The sequence below is a fragment of the Microbacterium sp. K24 genome, from assembly GCF_004794465.1.
Taxonomy (GTDB): Bacteria; Actinomycetota; Actinomycetes; order Actinomycetales; family Microbacteriaceae; genus Microbacterium.
Genome location: NZ_SSDJ01000115.1, coordinates 1 through 16,620, shown reverse-complemented (window position 1 = coordinate 16,620; position 16,620 = coordinate 1). Strand labels below are relative to the sequence as shown.

General features: G+C 69.8%; 16 protein-coding genes and 1 pseudogene. All 17 read left to right on the top strand.

Annotation, left to right across the window (positions count from 1 at the left end):
* A pseudogene (locus DW306_RS11305) lies at positions 1-1,116 on the top strand (primosomal protein); the annotation flags it as partial.
* On the top strand, positions 1,116-2,156 hold the full coding sequence (locus DW306_RS11300) for an HAD-IIA family hydrolase (RefSeq protein WP_136055695.1): 1,041 nt from the start codon (positions 1,116-1,118) through the stop codon (positions 2,154-2,156). The pseudogene DW306_RS11305 and the gene DW306_RS11300, both read left to right, overlap by 1 nt.
* 53 nt (positions 2,157-2,209) lie before the next feature.
* Positions 2,210-2,386 (top strand): hypothetical protein, encoded by a 177-nt coding sequence (locus DW306_RS21310; protein ID WP_168429303.1) that lies wholly within the window; start codon positions 2,210-2,212, stop codon positions 2,384-2,386.
* A complete protein-coding gene (locus tag DW306_RS11295; protein WP_136055694.1) occupies positions 2,383-3,180 on the top strand; it encodes a TlyA family RNA methyltransferase in 798 nt (265 codons plus the stop codon). The genes DW306_RS21310 and DW306_RS11295 overlap by 4 nt, the downstream gene beginning before the upstream one ends.
* Complete coding sequence (locus DW306_RS11290) at positions 3,177-4,097, top strand: NAD kinase (protein ID WP_136055693.1); 921 nt, start codon at positions 3,177-3,179, stop codon at positions 4,095-4,097. Before DW306_RS11295 ends, DW306_RS11290 begins: the two co-directional genes overlap by 4 nt.
* Positions 4,094-5,785 (top strand): DNA repair protein RecN, encoded by a 1,692-nt coding sequence (recN, locus tag DW306_RS11285; RefSeq protein ID WP_136055692.1) that lies wholly within the window; start codon positions 4,094-4,096, stop codon positions 5,783-5,785. Before DW306_RS11290 ends, recN begins: the two co-directional genes overlap by 4 nt.
* 17 nt (positions 5,786-5,802) lie before the next feature.
* Positions 5,803-7,500 carry a CTP synthase gene (locus DW306_RS11280; RefSeq protein ID WP_136055691.1) on the top strand — a complete coding sequence of 566 codons (1,698 nt, stop codon included), beginning with the start codon at positions 5,803-5,805 and terminating at the stop codon, positions 7,498-7,500.
* Between the two features lie 7 nt (positions 7,501-7,507).
* Positions 7,508-8,089 (top strand): NUDIX hydrolase, encoded by a 582-nt coding sequence (locus DW306_RS11275; protein WP_136055690.1) that lies wholly within the window; start codon positions 7,508-7,510, stop codon positions 8,087-8,089.
* Positions 8,090-8,091: 2 nt separating this feature from the next.
* Positions 8,092-8,994: a site-specific tyrosine recombinase XerD gene (gene xerD, locus DW306_RS11270; RefSeq protein WP_136055689.1), complete on the top strand. Its 903-nt coding sequence runs from the start codon at positions 8,092-8,094 to the stop codon at positions 8,992-8,994.
* 83 nt (positions 8,995-9,077) lie between these two features.
* Positions 9,078-9,968 carry a ParA family protein gene (locus tag DW306_RS11265; RefSeq protein WP_136055688.1) on the top strand — a complete coding sequence of 297 codons (891 nt, stop codon included), beginning with the start codon at positions 9,078-9,080 and terminating at the stop codon, positions 9,966-9,968.
* 19 nt (positions 9,969-9,987) lie between these two features.
* Entirely contained in the window at positions 9,988-10,800 is an 813-nt protein-coding gene (locus DW306_RS11260; protein WP_240747162.1) for a ScpA family protein, read from the top strand.
* Complete coding sequence (gene scpB, locus DW306_RS11255) at positions 10,790-11,395, top strand: SMC-Scp complex subunit ScpB (protein WP_136055686.1); 606 nt, start codon at positions 10,790-10,792, stop codon at positions 11,393-11,395. The genes DW306_RS11260 and scpB overlap by 11 nt, the downstream gene beginning before the upstream one ends.
* Positions 11,392-12,189 (top strand): pseudouridine synthase, encoded by a 798-nt coding sequence (locus DW306_RS11250; RefSeq protein ID WP_136055685.1) that lies wholly within the window; start codon positions 11,392-11,394, stop codon positions 12,187-12,189. The genes scpB and DW306_RS11250 overlap by 4 nt, the downstream gene beginning before the upstream one ends.
* Positions 12,186-13,322: a prephenate dehydrogenase gene (locus DW306_RS11245; RefSeq protein ID WP_205814151.1), complete on the top strand. Its 1,137-nt coding sequence runs from the start codon at positions 12,186-12,188 to the stop codon at positions 13,320-13,322. Before DW306_RS11250 ends, DW306_RS11245 begins: the two co-directional genes overlap by 4 nt.
* Positions 13,315-14,007, top strand: a complete 693-nt coding sequence (cmk, locus tag DW306_RS11240; RefSeq protein ID WP_136055684.1) for a (d)CMP kinase — start codon at positions 13,315-13,317, stop codon at positions 14,005-14,007. Before DW306_RS11245 ends, cmk begins: the two co-directional genes overlap by 8 nt.
* 40 nt (positions 14,008-14,047) lie before the next feature.
* Positions 14,048-15,520 carry a ribosome biogenesis GTPase Der gene (gene der, locus DW306_RS11235; RefSeq protein ID WP_240747161.1) on the top strand — a complete coding sequence of 491 codons (1,473 nt, stop codon included), beginning with the start codon at positions 14,048-14,050 and terminating at the stop codon, positions 15,518-15,520.
* A 79-nt stretch (positions 15,521-15,599) separates the two neighbouring features.
* Positions 15,600-16,523, top strand: coding sequence for an NUDIX hydrolase (locus tag DW306_RS11230; protein ID WP_136055682.1), 924 nt, complete (start codon positions 15,600-15,602; stop codon positions 16,521-16,523).
* Positions 16,524-16,620 lie beyond the last annotated feature (97 nt).

Here is a 16,620-nt window from a genome sequence, read left to right as displayed (position 1 = left end):
GACAACCGCTCCGCCGACCGTGGCCCTCGTCGTGAGGGTGGCGGGTACAACCGCGACTCCGCACCGCGCCGCGAGGGAGGGTTCGACCGCGATCGCGCGCCGCGTCGCGACTCGGGAGCCGATCGTGAGCGCTCCCGTTCCTTCCCGCAGCGCGGGGGCTCGGGGCGCGAGCGTCCGGTCCAGGCGGCTGACGAGCGTCCGCGTTTCAATGACCCGCACATCCCGGACGAGATCACGGCCCGTGACCTGCACACGTCGGCGCGCAATGAGCTCAAGACGCTGAGCAAGGAGAACGCGGACCTCGTGGCCCGCCACCTCGCCATGGCGTCGCAGCTGATCGACGAGGATCCGGCGCTGGCTCACGAGCACGCTCTCGCGGCCTCGCGTCGCGCCGGCCGTATTGCGATCGTGCGTGAGACCCTCGGCATCACGGCGTACGCGACCGAGGACTTCGCCCTCGCGTTGCGCGAGCTTCGCACCTACCGACGCATCTCCGGGAAGGACGATCAGATCGCCCTCATGGTGGACAGCGAACGCGGCATCGGCCGACCGGACCGTGCACTCGAGACGGGACGAGCCGTCGACCGCACCGCCCTCACGACCCCCGTCCGGGTCGCGCTCGCGATCGCGATGTCGGGCGCTCGCCTCGACCAGGGCGATCTCGAACTCGCGTTGGGCGAGCTCGAGATCCCGGAGCTCGACCCCGACCGCGCCTTCGAGTGGAGCCCGGCCCTGTTCGCGGCTCGCGCCGCCGTGCTGGAGGACCTCGGGCGTGACGAGGAAGCCGCGTTCTGGGCTCACCGCGCCGACGTCGCGGCGGAAGCCCTCGGCGTCGACGAGGCGGGAGACGAGGAGATCTTCGTCGAGGACGGTCTCGTCGAGGGCGACTTCGACGACGATGAGGTCGCTGCGGATGCTGAGGTCGCTGCGGATGCTGACGGCGACGACGAGCCTGCCGACGACGAGCCTGCCGACGAAGACGACCTCACGGTCGAGGACGAGGTCCGCGAACTCCTCGGCGAGGACGAGGCCGGTCTCGACGCTGCCGAGGACGAGACGATCTCGGACGAGCCGACCGCCGAGGACGGCACTCGGGCCCCGGAGCAGGAGGCGTAGTGGCGCTGTTCTCCCGGAAGCGCTCGACGGCGCCAAGCCCGCTCGACGGCGTCGACACGGTGCTGGCTGATCTCGACGGCGTCGTCTACGCGGGTCCGGGCGCACTGCCGTTCGCAGTGGAGAGCCTGAACCGCGCAGGGGAGTCTGCCCGGCTCGGCTACATCACCAACAACGCGGCGCGCACCGACGCGTCGGTGGCGGAGCACCTGAGCAGTCTCGGGCTCGACGTCGCGGCATCCGATGTCGTGACGAGCCCGCAGGCAGCGATGCGCCTGCTCGCCGGCATCCTTCCGGCCCCCGCGACGATCCTCGTCGTCGGAGGAGACGGTCTCGTCGACGAGGTGACGAAGGCGGGCTACACGGTCACGCGCAGTGCCGAGGACTCGCCGGCCGCGGTCGTGCAGGGTTTCGCACCCGAGGTGGCCTGGACCGATCTGGCCGAGGCGGCCTTCGCCCTCAAGCTGCCCGAGGACGAGGCCGGGATCCCCTGGATCGCCACGAACACCGACTGGACGATTCCGCGCGACCGGGGCGTCGCGCCCGGCAACGGCACCCTCGTGTCCGCCGTGCACACCGCGATCGGCCGTCTCGCGACCGTCGCCGGCAAGCCGGAGGCTCCGATCTTCGAAGAGGCGCTCGCGCGCTTCGGCGCCCGGAAGGCTCTCTTCATCGGCGACCGCCTCGACACCGACATCATGGGGGCCAACCGCGTCGGGATCGACTCGGTTCTCGTGCTCACCGGCATCGATCGGCCGAAGCACGTTCTCGCCGCTCCGGAGGGCTCGCGTCCCACGTACATCCTCGGCGACCTCCGGGAACTGCACGAGCCGTACCCCGAGGCCGTCGAGAAGGATGGCGTGTTCCACGTGAACGGGGCTGCCGTGCGTGTCGCCGGCGCCGATGTCGAGATCGTCGCGGAGTCGGGTGTGCAGATCGACCTGCTCCGTGCGGGCGCCGCCGCGATCTGGGCCTCGGGCACGCCCGTGTTCGTGCTCCGGGTTCCCGAGCGTCTCTACGACGACCCGTTCCACCGTCCCTGATCGGGGCCGCCGTGGCTCCCTCGACCGTCGGAGGTGCCGCGTACAGTGGAACCGTGAGCGAAGACACGACGAGCGCGCCGACCGACGGCCTCTGGAGCCGTCTGCGCCTGATCGAGGGGCAGCCGCTTCCCGCGCGGGCCGATGCCTATTCGGCGTTGCACGACGAGCTGTCGAGACGGCTCGAGAGCGGGGCGAAGCTCGACCAACGGGAGACCCCGGGATCCCGATGACGCGACTCGACGCCGCCCTCGCCTCCCGAGGACTCGCCCGGTCGCGCAGCCACGCCGCCACCCTCATCTCCGAGGGACTCGTGAGCGTCGATGGCCGACCCGTCGTCAAATCCTCGACCTCGGTCGACGAGGCAGCACAGATCACCGTCGCGGGCTCCGACCACTACGTGGGGCGGGCCGCGCACAAACTCATCGCCGGGCTCGACGGGTTCGACATCCCCGTCGACGGACGGCTCGCTCTCGACATGGGCGCCTCCACCGGCGGATTCACCCAGGTGCTGCGCGAGCGCGGTGCGCGCCGTGTGCTGGCTGTCGACGTCGGACACGGGCAGCTGGCGCCGACGATCGCCGACGACCCGGGCGTCACCGCCGTCGAGGGCTACAACGTGCGGCACATGACTCCCGAGAACCTCGCCGAGGTCACCGGCGAGCCGGAGCGACCCGAGCTCGTGGTCGGCGACCTCTCCTTCATCTCGCTCGAGCTCGTGCTGCCGGCCGTGGCGGGCGTCGCCGCACCGGCATCCGACGTGCTGCTGCTGGTGAAGCCCCAGTTCGAGGTGGGCCGGACCGCCGTGCGCGGCGGCCTCGTCACCGATCCGGCCACGCGCGCCGATGCCGTCGCCCGCACCGTGTGGAGCGCGTGGGACGTCGGTCTCGGCATGCTCGGCATCCTCTCCTCCCCGATCCTCGGAACCCACGGCAATGCGGAGTATCTGGTGCATCTCGCGCCGGGACGCGGCAGCAATCCGACAGAATGGTTGGACAGCATCAATCGACTGGCAGGAGGACGATGAACGAGCGCAGGATCCTGGTCGTCGCCCATGCCGGCCGCGTCGAGACCGTGGAAGCCGCCCGTCGCGTGATCGACGCACTGCGCGGAGCGGGCGCGCAGCCCCTTCTGGCCGCTGACGACCACGCCGCGCTCAGTGCGGTCGATGCGTTCTTCTCCGACCTCGACGTGCTCGACGGGTCGTCGGATTCCGCTGAGCTCGAACTCGCGATCGTGCTGGGTGGCGACGGGACGATCCTGCGCGCGGCCGAACTGGTCCGCGACAGCGGCGCTCCGGTGCTCGGCATCAACATGGGTCACGTCGGCTTCCTCGCCGAGATCGATCGCGACGACATGGACGACGCCGTCCGCCGCGTCATCGACCGCGATTACGAGGTCGAGGAGCGCCTGGCGCTGTCGGTGCGGGTGAAGGATGCCGCCGGCGCTGTCGTGTACGACACCTGGGCGCTCAACGAGGCGACCGTCGAGAAGGCCAGTCGCGAGCGGATGATCGAGGTCGTCCTCGAGATCGACGGCCGCCCGCTGTCGAGCTTCGCCTGCGACGGCATGGTCGTCTCCACGCCCACCGGTTCGACCGCCTACAACTTCTCCGCCGGCGGCCCGGTCATCTGGCCGAGCGTCGAGGCGATCGCCGTGGTGCCGCTGTCGGCGCACGCCCTGTTCGCGAAGCCGCTCGTGGTGAGTCCGGATGCCGCCGTCGCCATCGAGATGCTCGAGCGCACCGACGGCTCCGGCATCCTCTGGTGCGATGGCCGTCGTTCGCATGACCTGCCGCCGGGCGCGCGCGTCGTCGTCCGTCGCTCGTCGCGCCCGGTGCGTCTGGCGCGTCTGCACCCGACTGCATTCACCGACCGCCTCGTGCGGAAATTCCGCCTGCCCGTCGAAGGATGGCGGGGGCAGGAACCGGGGAAGACATCATGATCGAGGAGATGCGGATGCAGGGCCTCGGCGTCATCGCCGATGCGGTGCTGCCTCTCGGCCCCGGCTTCACCGCGATCACGGGCGAGACGGGCGCGGGCAAGACCATGGTCGTCACCGGCCTCGGGCTGCTGCTCGGCCAGCGCGCCGACTCCGGTGCGGTGCGCGCCGGGTCCGCGCAGGCGTCGGTGGCCGGCGTCTGGATCGTCCCGGAGAAGGGCGATGTCGCAGACATCGTCACGGATGCCGGGGGCGAGCTCGAACCGGCGGGCAAGGATCGCGCAGAGCTCTACGTCTCGCGGACCCTGAGCGCCGAGGGGCGGAGCCGCGCCAGCGTGGGCGGCCGCGCCGCACCGGCAGGCGTGCTGTCGTCCCTCGCCGAGGAGCTGGTCGTGGTGCACGGGCAGTCCGAGCAGCTGCGCCTCCGGTCCGCGGCCGCACAGCGCGATGCCCTCGATCGCTTCGGCGGCGCACCCATCGCGGGGGCCCTCGAGGCGTATGCGGCATCCTTCGCCCGATGGAAGACGCTCGACACGGAGATCGCCGACATCTCCGACAATCGCGACCGGCGTGCCGAAGAGGCAGCACGGCTCCGCGAAGCCCTCGCCCTCATCGAGGCGACGGCTCCCGAGCCGGGGGAGGACCAGGAACTCAGCGAGCGCGCCGAGCGCCTCGCCAACTCCGAGGAGCTGCGTCTGGCGGCATCCCTCGCCCACGGCGCTCTCTCGAGCGAAGACGGCGAGCCGGACGCTTCAGCGCTCGTCGCCGAATCGCGTCGTCTGCTCGAGCGGGTGACCGACACCAAGCTCACGGAGATCGCGGAGACCCTCGCCGACATCGGGTACCGGATCGCCGACGTCGCCGGACTGCTCTCGGCGTATCTCGCCGACCTCGACGAATCCGGTCCCCACGAGCTGGCCGCGGTCGAGGAGCGCCGTGCCGCGCTCGGCACGCTCATCCGCGCCCACGGATCGCTCGACGAAGCACTCGAGGTCTGGCAGACGGGATCCGCCCGACTCGCGGAGCTCGACGACGACGGGGAGCGCATCGAACGGCTGATCGCCGAGCGCGACGCCGTGCGCGCCGAGCTCGACGGCCATGCGGCCTCGCTGACCGCCGAGCGTACGTCCGCCGCGACACGATTGGGTGCTGCCGTCACCGAGGAGCTGCACGCCCTGGCGATGCCGGACGCGCGCCTCGAGGTCGCCGTCACCGAAGGGACCGAGAGCACGCACGGCCGCGACGACGTCGCGATCCTGCTCGCCCCCCATCCGGGTGCCGAGCCGCGCTCGGTCGGGAAGGGCGCCTCCGGGGGAGAGCTCTCCCGCGTGATGCTCGCGATCGAGGTCGTCATCGCCGGAACCGACCCCGTGCCGACCTTCGTGTTCGACGAGGTCGACGCCGGCATCGGCGGTGCGGCGGCGATCGAAGTGGGCCGGCGACTCGCCCGGCTTGCAGAGAAGTCGCAAGTCATCGCCGTCACTCATCTCGCGCAGGTCGCGGCTTTCGCGAACAATCATCTGTCCGTCGTGAAGGCCAACGACGGCGCCGTCACCGCCTCCAGTGTGCGGCTTCTGAAGGGTGAGGAGCGGGAGGCCGAGATGGCTCGCCTGCTGTCGGGACTCGCCGATTCGGACGCCGCGCTGACCCATGCCCGAGAACTTCTCAGCCTCGGCGCCCCTGCTGCCTGATAGGATCGAAGCCCGTGATGAACTCTTCTTCTGCGGGGCCCAAGAACGACACGACCAAGCACATTTTTGTGACAGGTGGTGTCGTTTCGTCTTTGGGCAAGGGGCTCACGGCAGCCAGCCTGGGCAACCTCCTCACCGCTCGCGGACTCCGCGTCGTGATGCAGAAGCTCGACCCGTATCTGAACGTCGATCCGGGCACGATGAACCCGTTCCAGCACGGCGAGGTCTTCGTCACCGACGACGGCGCCGAGACCGACCTCGACATCGGTCACTACGAGCGCTTCCTCGACATCAACCTGTCGCAGGCGGCCAACGTCACCACCGGCCAGATCTACTCGCAGGTCATCGCGCGCGAGCGCCGCGGCGAGTACCTCGGCGACACCGTGCAGGTCATCCCGCACATCACCGACGAGATCAAGCGCCGGATGCGCCTTCAGGCGAACGAGGAGCCGCGCCCCGATGTGATCATCACCGAGGTCGGCGGCACCGTCGGCGACATCGAGTCGCAGCCGTTCCTCGAAGCTGCCCGTCAGCTCCGGCACGAGCTCGGCCGCGACAGCGTGTTCTTCGTGCACGTCTCGCTCGTGCCCTTCATGGGCGCGTCGGGGGAGCAGAAGACCAAGCCCACTCAGCACTCGGTCGCCGCTCTCCGCCAGGTCGGCATCCAGCCCGACGCCCTCGTGCTGCGCAGCGATCGGCCGGTGAGCGCGAGCAACCGCAACAAGATCGCCCTCATGTGCGACGTCGAGGTCGAGGGCGTCATCAACACCGTCGACCTGCCGAGCATCTACGACATCCCGTCGACGCTCAACGATCAGGGTCTCGACTCGTACATCGTGCGCCGCCTCGGTCTCGACCAGAAGGCGGCGGAGGAAGTGGACTGGACGCGCTGGAGCAAGGTGCTCCACGCCGTGCACAACCCCAAGCACGAGGTCACGATCGGCCTGGTCGGCAAGTACATCGACCTCCCCGACGCCTACCTCTCGGTGACCGAGGCCCTCAAGGCCGGCGGTTTCGCACAGGAGACCAAGGTCAACATCCGCTGGATCCCCTCCGACCTCTGCGAGACGCCCGAGGGCGCGCAGGAGCAGCTGGCGGACCTTGACGGCATCTGCGTGCCCGGCGGTTTCGGCATCCGCGGCATCGAGGGCAAGCTGGGCGCACTGAAGTTCGCGCGCGAGCAGGGCATCCCGACGCTCGGCCTCTGCCTCGGCCTGCAGTGCATGGTGATCGAGTACGCGCGCGACGTGGCCGGCATCGCCGGAGCCTCGTCGAGCGAGTTCGACCCCGAGACCACCGAGCCGGTCATCGCCACGATGGCCGAGCAGATCGAGATCCTCGACGGCGGAGACCTGGGCGGCACGATGCGTCTCGGCCTCTACCAGGCCGCACTGGCCGAGGGATCGCTCGCCCGCGAGCTGTACGGCACGCCCGAGGCCTCGGAGCGCCACCGCCACCGCTACGAGGTGAACAACCAGTACCGCGACCGCCTGTCCGAGGCAGGTCTCGTGTTCTCGGGCCTCAACCCGGAGCTCGATCTCGTCGAGTACGTCGAGCTTCCGCGGGACGTGCACCCCTACTACATCGCCACGCAGGCGCACCCTGAGCTGCGTTCGCGTCCGACCGCCCCGCACCCGCTGTTCCGCGGATTGGTCGGCGCCGCGATCGAGCGTCACCGCGCCAGCGAGCTGTTCGACGTCAGCGTCGACGAGTGATGCGTCGATGAGCGAACCGAAGAGCGTCCTCCGCGACGAGCCGTTCGAGCCGGAGGTCGTCCAGAGCGACCTGGCGTACCACGGCGCGGTCTGGGACGTGCGCGACGACCGCGTGCGCTACGGCACCGGTGAGATCCGCCGACAGTACGTCGCGCACACCGGCGCCGTCGCGATCCTCGCGCTCGATGACCAGGGTCGCGTCCTGCTGATCCAGCAGTACCGGCATCCGATCCGCCACCGCGACTGGGAGCTGCCCGCGGGGCTGCTCGACGTCGAGGGTGAGGAGCCGCTCGCGGCAGCGAAGCGCGAACTCGCCGAGGAGGCCGACCTCGTCGCCGCGCACTGGGAGCCCCTGGTGTCGTCGTGGACGACACCAGGCGGCAACGACGAGGTCATCCACATCTTCCTCGCGACGGGTGTCTCTGCAGCCGAGTCCGCCCACGACCGTGAAGACGAAGAGGCGGACATCCGCGTCGAATGGGTTCCGCTCCCGGATGCCGTCGAGGCGGTGCTCGCCGGACGCATGCGCAACGGCATCCTGTCGATCGGAGTGCTCGCGGCCACCCAGAGGCTGCGCGATCGGTCCTGAGGATGCTGCTCGCGCGCGCCTTCGACCTGTACCTGCGTCACGTCACGGTCGAACGCGGGCTGAGCGAGCACACGATCTCGGCCTACCGTCGGGATCTCGGCGGTTACCTGGAGTGGCTGTCCGCTGAGGGCATCGTCGACACGGCCGAGATCACCCCGGCGGTCATCGGCCGCTTCATCGCCGAGCGCTCGTCCGCCGACCCCGCTCCGGCTTCGACGAGTCTCGCGCGGCTGCAGTCGTCGGTGCGCGGATGGCACCGTTTCCTCGCGCGGGAGGGTATCGAGGCGGACGACCCGAGCGGGCGTCTCCGCCCGCCGAAGGCACCCCGTCGACTGCCCAAGGCGTTGGCCATCGATCAGGTGGAACGGCTGCTCGCGGCGCCGTCGGCCGAAGACCCGGTGGGCATCCGCGACCGCGCCCTGCTCGAACTCCTGTACGCCACGGGAGCGCGAGTGTCCGAGGCGATCGGGCTCGACGTCGACGACCTCGCCCACGGCGATGTGCTGCGGCTTCGCGGCAAGGGATCGAAGGAGCGCATCGTCCCGATCGGCTCCTACGCTCGGGCGGCGGTCGACGCGTACCTGACCCGGGTCCGTCCTGGGCTCGCGGCGAAGGGGCGTGCGTCATCGCGCCTGTTCCTCGGAGCGCGGGGCGCGCCCCTGTCCCGGCAGAGCGCCTGGCTCGTCATCCGTGCCGCTGCCGAGGGCGCGCAGATCACCAGCGAGGTGTCACCGCACACCCTGCGCCACTCGTTCGCCACCCACCTGCTGCAGGGCGGCGCCGACGTGCGCGTCGTGCAGGAGCTGCTCGGACACGCCTCGGTCGCGACGACCCAGATCTACACTCACGTCTCCGTGGACACCCTGCGGGACATCTACGCGACATCCCACCCCCGCGCCCGCTGAATCGGCCGCGCCGCGTGCCGGGAAAGGCGGGGAAGACGTCGGCCGCTAGAATCGACCAAGCACGAAAAGGAGCAGGAGAACCGGTGGCTGAGAAAGCGGCGAAGTCCAGGGCGAAGCAGGCGAAGGCCGACGAGACCCCCTTGGGACCCACCGGCCGCCCGTATCACGGGTTCCCGACCCCCGAACCGCTGAAGTCCCACGGTCCCGCCCGCATCATCGCCCTCTGCAACCAGAAGGGCGGCGTCGGCAAGACGACGACCACGATCAACCTCGCAGCGGCTCTCGCCGAGTACGGTCGCAAGGTGCTCGCGGTCGACTTCGACCCGCAGGGTGCGCTCTCCGCCGGCCTCGGCATCCAGACCCACGACGTGCCGACGGTCTACGACCTGCTGCTCGACACCAAGCGCGACGCGCACGACGCCATCGTGCACTCGGGCGTCGAGGGGCTCGACGTGATGCCGGCCAACATCGACCTCTCCGCCGCCGAGGTGCACCTCGTGAACGAGGTCGCCCGCGAGACCATCCTCGCCCGGGTGCTCCGCCAGGTGGCGGGGGAGTACGACGTCATCCTCATCGACTGCCAGCCGTCTCTCGGCCTGCTCACCGTGAACGCCCTGACAGCCGCGCACGGCGTGATCATCCCGCTCGAGTGCGAGTTCTTCGCGCTGCGCGGAGTGGCGCTGCTGATCGAGACGATCGACAAGGTCCGTGACCGGCTGAACCCCTCCATCACGATGGACGGTCTGCTGGCCACGATGTACGACTCGCGCACGCTGCACTCGCGCGAGGTGCTCGAGCGCGTGGTCGAGACCTTCGGCGACGACGTTCTGGAGACCGTGATCGGCCGCACCGTGAAGTTCCCGGATGCCTCGGTCTCGGGTGTGCCCATCACCGAGTTCGCTCCGGAGCACGCCGCCGCCCAGGCGTACCTGCGGCTGGCGCGGGAGCTGGTCGCCCGTGGCGCCGTCGCCTGACGAGAATCCTGTCGAGGGGATCCCCGAGCCGGTCGAAGCGCTCGAGGAGAACCCCGGTTTCCGTGTCTCGCTGTCGAACTTCGACGGCCCTTTCGATCTGCTGCTGAATCTCATCTCGAAGCACGAGATGGACATCACCGAGGTGTCGCTGAGCGCCGTTACGAACGAGTTCATCGCCTACCTGAGTCAGCTCGACGACGACGAGGAGCTCGACCAGGCGTCGGAGTTCCTGGTGGTCGCGGCGACGCTGCTCGACATGAAGGTCGCCGGTCTTCTGCCGCAGGGCGAGCTGGTCGATGCCGAGGCGGTGGCCCTGCTCGAGGCACGTGATCTGCTGTTCGCCCGCCTGCTGCAGTACCGGGCTTTCAAGGAGGTGTCGGCCTGGTTCTCCCGCTGCCTGCAGCGCGAGGATCGGCGTCACGTGCGCGCTGTGCGCCTCGACGAGAAGCATCGTCGGCAGACGCCGGAGCTCGTCTGGTCGCTCACCGCCGAGGACTTCGCTGCCCTCGCGCTCCTCGCGTTCGCACCGAAGGAGATCCCGCACGTCGGGATGGATCACCTGCACGCGCCGCTGATCAGCATCCGCGAGCAGGCGGCGATCGTGGTGACGCTGCTGCGCGCCACGGAGTCGGTGAGCTTCCGCGAACTCGTCGCGGGCGTCACCGAGCCCGGCATCGTCGTCGCGCGATTCATCTCCGTGCTGGAGCTGTACCGTCACGCTGCGCTGTCGTTCGAACAACTGGAACCGCTCGGCGAGCTCACGCTCCGCTGGGCCGCCGACTCGTGGTCGGATGAGACTCTGGCCACCCTGGGAGCCGACTATGACCGATGACACCTCCACGGATCCCTTGACCTCGGAGACCGTGCGCGACACTCCGCTCTCCGAGCGCGTCGAGGCGATCCTGCTGATCGTCGACGAGCCCATCGGTCTTGTCGCCCTCGCGGCGGCGGTCGGATCTCCGGTCCCCGCCGTACGGCAGACCCTCGAGACGCTCGTCGACGACTATGACGGACGCGGTCACGGACCGCGTCGCGGGTTCGAGCTGCGCGAGGTGGGCGGCGGCTGGCGGCTGTACGTGCGCGAGGATCACGACGATCTCGTGGCCGAGTTCATCGGCGGTCAGGCGCCCGCCCGCCTCTCGCAGGCGGCGCTCGAGACGCTCGCCGTGATCGCCTACAAGCAGCCGGTCACGCGCAGCCAGGTCGCCTCCATCCGCGCCGTCAACGTCGACTCCGTGGTCCGGACGCTTCTCGCCCGCGGCCTCATCACCGAGCTCTTCGCCGATTCCGAGACCGGCGCGATCAACTACGGCACGTCCGACGCTCTCCTGCAGCACCTGGGCATCAACTCGCTCGACGAGCTGCCCCCGATCTCCCCGCTGCTCGACGACGGCGCGGACGGCTTCGACGAAGGGACCATCCGATGACCGACATCTCCAGCGAGGGCGCACCGGAGGGCGTGCGCCTGCAGAAGGTGCTCGCCGCCGCCGGCGTGGCCTCGCGCCGCGTCGTCGAGAACTACATCACCGAGGGTCGCATCCGTGTGAACGGCGTGGTCGTCGAGGAGCTCGGCCGCCGCATCGACCCCGAGCACGACCTCGTCGACGTCGACGGCACCGCCGTGCAGCTCGACGTGTCGAAGCGCTATGTGATGCTCAACAAGCCGACCGGCGTCGTCAGCAGCATGAAGGACGAGAACGGCCGGCCCGACCTGCGGCGCTTCACCGCCGACTACGAGGAGCGTCTCTACAACGTGGGCCGGCTCGATGCCGAGACCAGCGGTCTGCTCATCCTCACGAACGACGGCGGGCTGGCTCACGTGCTGGCGCATCCGTCGTTCGGCGTGACGAAGGTGTACATCGCGAAGGTCGAGGGAACGGTTCTGCCGCAGACGATCTCGAAGCTCACGAAGGGCATCGAGCTCGACGACGGCCCGATCGCCGCCGACAAGGCGCGCCTGCTCGACACGTCCCGCGGATCGAGCCTCGTGGAGCTGACGCTGCATTCCGGCCGCAACCGCATCGTGCGCCGGATGCTGGCCGCGGTCGGTCACCCGGTCACCGAACTCGTGCGCCGACAGTTCGGACCGCTGCACCTGGGAACCCTCCCGGCGGGGAAGACGCGGGAACTGAGTAAAATCGAACTCGGCGCGCTCTTGACTCTTTCGCGCCAGGATTCCGGTGTCGCCGAGGCGCCAGGCGAGCAGCAGGAGAACGAGTGACCGATACGACGAGTGCGCCCACGGTGCGGAAGGCCGGTGCTGTCGCGCCCCGCCTCTCCGGCACCGTCCGCATCGTCGGCGCCGGCCTGCTCGGCGCGAGCGTCGGGCACGCCCTCCGCGCGAAGGGAGTCGACGTCGTGCTCACGGACGCGTCGCCCGCGCAGCTGCGTCTCGCGGTCGACTACGGCGCCGGCAGGCTCTCCGCCGATGACGACGCGCCTGCGCTGATCGTCGTCGCCGTCCCGCCGGATGTCACGGCCGATGTGATCGAGGCCGAACTCGCGCGTTACCCGGATGCCGTCGTCACGGACGTCGCGAGCGTCAAGCTCGAGCCGTTCCGCACGCTGCAGGAACGCGGAGTCGACCTCACGCGCTACATCGGCTCGCATCCGCTCGCCGGTCGTGAGCGCGGGGGAGCGATCTCCGCGCGCGCCGACCTGTTCATCGGCCGCCCCTGGGTGGTCTGCCGCGATGAGGACACGAAGGCGTCGGATCTCGCGCTCGTCGAGGCGCTCGCGCTGGATGTCGGCGCGATGCCGCTGGAGATGACGCCCGAGGAGCACGACCGCTCGGTCGCGCTGACCTCGCACGTGCCTCAGGTCGTCGCCAGCCTTCTGGCCGCGCGTCTCGCCGGTGCGGAGGAGGGGGCGCTGCGCCTCGCTGGCCAGGGCGTCCGTGATACGACGCGCATCGCGGCATCCGCTCCTGAGCTCTGGGTGCAGATCCTCGGCGCGAACGCCGGTCCGGTCGTGGAGATCCTCGATGCGCTGGCCGCCGACCTCGGCGAGATCTCCGACGCGCTTCGGGAACCCGGCGCGCCCGGTTCCCGCCGCGTCGTCGCGGAGACCATCCGGCAGGGCAACGACGGCGTCGACCGCCTCCCCGGTAAGCACGGACAGAACCGACGTTTCGAGTCGCTCATCGTCATGATCGACGACACCCCCGGCCAGCTCGGACGCCTGTTCGGCGAGCTCGGCGAACTCGGCGTCAACGTCGAGGACCTGCGGCTCGAGCACTCGCCCGGTGCCCAGTTCGGACTGGCTGAGATCAGCGTCGAGCCGGCCACCCTCCACGGGGCGATCACGGGGCTCCAGGAACGCGGATGGCGGATTGCAGGGAACACCAATGACTGACACCTCGACCGCCACCAAGTTCATCGCGATCGACGGTCCTGCCGGGTCCGGCAAGTCCAGCGTGTCGAAGGCCGTCGCCCGCAGGCTGGGATTCGGCTACCTCGACACGGGTTCGGCGTATCGCGCTCTCGCGTGGTACGTGCTCGACCGCGGCGCCGACACGACGGATGCCGATGCCGTGCGCGCCGCGGCATCCGACTTCCCCGTCGTGCTCGGTCTCGATCCCGACGACCGCACCGTGCGGGTCGGCGAGGTCGAGGTCACCGAGGCGATCCGCGACCCGCGGGTCTCGGGCGCCGTGAGCGGTGTCGCCCGGGTCGCGGAGGTGCGCGCCCAGGTGAACGAACTGTTCCGCGCTCTCGTCGCCGATGCCGCGTATCCCGCGGTGGTCGTCGAGGGCCGTGACATCACGACCGTGGTCGCGCCCGACGCGCCCGTGCGGATCCTTCTGACCGCGGCCCCCGAGGTACGGGCCGCCCGCCGCGCCGGCGAACTCGCCGGCGAGAACGCGGATGCCGTCGCTGCTGCGCTGCACAAGCGCGACGCGTCGGACAGCGCCGTCGTCGATTTCCTGAACGCCGCGGACGGCGTCGAGGTCGTCGACTCGACGGACCTTGATTTTTCCCAGACCATCGACGCCGTTCTCACGGTGATCGAGCAACACCGAGGAGCACACCGTGGCTGACGACGAATACGAAGGCGGCCCCGACCAGCTCGCCGAGAAGATGGAGCAGATCGACGAGGAGCTCGCCGAGCAGCGCGCCGAGACGCTCCGCGCAGGTCTGGCGGACTACGACCTCGACGATGAGGATGCCGCGCTCCTCGCCGGCATCACCATGGGCGAGGACGGGATCATGTTCAGCCCGGCCCTGCCGGTGGTGGCGATCGTCGGGCGACCGAACGTGGGAAAGTCCGCGCTCGTCAACCGGATCCTCGGTCGTCGCGAGGCCGTCGTGGAGGACACACCCGGCGTGACCCGCGACCGCGTGACGTACAAGGCCGAATGGGCCGATCGTCGCTTCTCGCTCGTCGACACCGGAGGCTGGGAGCCGGACGCCCGCGGCATCGACCGCTCGGTCGCGATGCAGGCCGAGGTCGCGATCGACCTGGCCGACATGGTGCTGTTCGTCGTGGATGCGATGGTCGGCGCGACGTCGACCGACGAGCACGTCGTGAAGCTGCTCCGCAAGAGCGGCAAGCCGGTGTTCCTCGTCGCGAACAAGATCGATGACACCCGGCAGGAGCCGGAAGCGGCCGCACTGTGGGCCCTGGGGCTCGGCGAGCCGTACCCGGTGTCGGCGATCCACGGTCGTGGTGTCGCCGACCTGCTCGATGCGGTGCTGAAGAAGCTTCCCGAGGTCTCGGCCGTCGCGAAGCAGGAGATCGGCGGACCGCGTCGTGTCGCGATCCTCGGTCGCCCGAACGTCGGCAAGTCGTCGCTGCTGAACAAGGCGGCGGGCGAAGAGCGCGTCGTCGTGAACGAGCTCGCCGGAACGACCCGCGACCCGGTGGACGAGGTCGTCGAACTCGGCGGCAAGATGTGGCGTCTGGTCGACACGGCCGGCATCCGTCGTCGCGTGCACATGGCGCAGGGCGCCGACTTCTACGCCTCGCTGCGCACCTCGGCCGCGCTCGAGAAGGCCGAGGTCGCCGTCGTCGTGCTCGACGTGTCGGAGACGATCAGCGAGCAGGATGTGCGCATCATCGACCTCGTGCTGGAATCGGGGCGTGCGCTGGTGCTGGCGTTCAACAAGTGGGACCGCCTGAACGACACCGACCTCGAGAACGCCGACCGTCGCCGCTACCTCGAGCGCGAGATCGAGCAGGACCTCGCGCATGTGGCCTGGGCTCCGCGCGTGAACATCTCGGCCAAGACGGGTCGTCACCTCGACAAGCTCGTCCCCGCGCTGGAGACGGCGCTCGAGAACTGGGATCGCCGCATCCCGACCGGCAAGTTCAACGCCTTCCTGGCCGAGCTGGTGGCGGAGCACCCGCACCCGCTTCGCGGCGGCAAGCAGCCGCGCATCCTGTTCGGAACGCAGGCGACAACGCGACCGCCGACGTTCGTGCTGTTCACGACCGGATTCCTCGACCCGGGTTACCGCCGATTCATCCAGCGGCGCCTGCGGGAGATCTATTCGTTCGAGGGAACGCCGATCGTGATCAACATGCGTGTGCGTGAGAAGCGCCAGCGCTGACCGGTTCACTCGTTCGACCCTGTTCCCGCCTGTTGCGCTGCGTGGTGCCGATCCTCGGATGCTGTGAAAGGCTGAAGGGGTGACTGTCGTACCTCCCGCCACCGGTGAACCGCGTCGCCCCGACGGGCCGCGGAATCCGGGCGATGCCTGGGTGGTCGCGGAGTCGGGGGAGAAGTACTGGGGACGCTTCGGCGCCGCCGGACTTCTCGCGTTCGACCCCGCGCGCGGCATCCTGTTGCAGCATCGCGTCTCGTGGAGCCACTTCGGCGGTACGTGGGGGCTGCCCGGCGGTGCGCTGCACGAGGGTGAGACCGCGATGGTCGGTGCCATCCGCGAGGCGCAGGAGGAAGCAGGGGTGCCGGACGGCGCCGTCCGCCCGCGATTCACGAGTGTGCTCGATCTGGAGATCTGGTCGTACACGACGGTCATCGCGGATGTGCAGGTTCCGTTCGATCCGGTGATCAGCGACCCGGAGAGCGTGGCTCTCGAATGGGTGCCGGTGGACGAGGTCGCTTCTCTGCCGCTGCATCCGGGATTCGGTGCCGCGTGGCCAGCGCTGCGTGCCCTGCTCGACGTTCGGCCGGTGGTCGTGGTCGATGGCGCGAATGTCGTCGGTTCTGTGCCGAACGGGTGGTGGAAGGATCGCGCCGGCGCCGCGTCGCGTCTTCGGACGCGTTTGGAAGGGCTGGCCGTTTCTGCCCGGGACCTCGGTGTGGAAGGCGATGTGTGGTTCCCTGCCGTTTCCCTGGTGCTCGAAGGGCAGGCACGCGGTGTCGCGTCGGGTCTGGATGCGGACTCTGTGTCGGTCATCAACGCGGACGCCTCGGGCGACGACGCGATCGTGGCCGAGGTCGAGCGCCGCGCTGCTGTGGGGGAGAGGGTGCTGGCCGTGACCAGCGACCGGGCGCTTCGTGATCGCGTCGAGCGGGCAGGTGCCGCGCAGGTGAGGTCTGCGGGGTGGCTGGTAGACCTGCTGGCGCAGGCCGACCGCGCGAAGAGCTGACTTTCCCGCGTCAGATGAACATGACGCGGTGGGTGGGGTTGTCGGTGTAGTCGCGGCCGAGGGGGCTGTGCCAGGTGATGGTGCCGTCGGGTTCTTG